General features: G+C 63.2%; 1 protein-coding gene. It reads right to left on the bottom strand.

Translation table 11 applies throughout. From position 1 onward, the window contains the following. The coding region (locus AC2VON_RS18475; protein ID WP_486954258.1) for an acyltransferase domain-containing protein at positions 1-1164 on the bottom strand (1164 nt) is incomplete at both ends.

Raw genomic sequence — 1164 nt, forward strand, 5'->3', positions numbered from 1 at the left:
AAGAGTCGTCGGGTTCCGCCCAAGACTCGGTGTTGCATCCGCAGCAGCGACCGCATCGACGGCCCGGTGTCAGAATCGAGGGCCGCGACATGCAGGACGCGTAACGCGGGTTCGTCCGCCATCGCCGCACGCAGCGCGGCCTGGAGCTGTTCCTCGTCCGCGTCGGACGCCGGCAAACCGAGAATCCGATGCTGGTGTCCGCGCGCGGTCAGCGTCTTGATCAACGGCTGGACTGAATCGGCGTCATCGCCGATGAGGAGCCAGGTAGATCCTTCGCCGCCTTCCGCAGCCGAGCCTGTGGCGGTGGATTGCTCCCAACGAACCTCGTAACGCGCGTCCGAGATCGACTGAGTCTCGCGCTGCTGGTTGTGTTGCGCAGCGAGCTTCGCCAGTACATTGCGGGTCTGATGATCAACGCTCGGACCGTCGAGTAGGACCGCCAGTTCCTCGATCCGGCCGTCCTCGAGAAGACGGATGGCTTCGGTGCTCGCGGCGATGTGCTGTTGTTGGTTGGAACGCCCCCGATTGTCTCGATACCAGTACTCGCGATGCTGGAACGGGTAGGTGGGCAGGTCGAGCTTTCGCGCGTGCGCCGGCCGGAGGGTGTCGAAGTCGGGCAGGTGGCCCAGGACGTACGCATCAGCGAGGGCTTCGGTGATTTGCCGGTGGTCGGCGGTGTTTCGACGCAGCGATGCGATCGCCCGCGGTGCAGTGGCCCGGTCGGGCCATGCCCGCAGGGCTGCGGCGGTGAGCACCGGTTGTGGGCCGATCTCGAGCAACACTTTGCAACCCGAATTAGCAAGGGTGCGAACACTTTTAGCAAATTCCACCGGTTGCCGCGCGTGGCGACGCCAGTAGTTGCCATCCAGTTTCACGCTCCTGCCGATCGCTGAGCCGGTACGGTTGCATATCAAAATCCGTTCTGGCGAGCTGTAAGTGAATTGGTCTGCGTACGCCTCGAACTCGTCGAGGATCGGGTCCAGCAGCGTCGAGTGGAACGCATGGCTGGTATCTAGCCAATCACAGCGGATACCATCGGCTTTCAACCCGACCACTGCTTCTTCCAGATCCTGCACGGGTCCCGACAGCACGGTGTTGGCACCGTTGTAGGCACCAACCGACAGACGCGGAAATTCGTCGGTCAGGCGCTCGACACGCTCGGCA

The sequence above is a fragment of the Mycobacterium sp. TH-M82 genome, assembly GCF_057473605.1.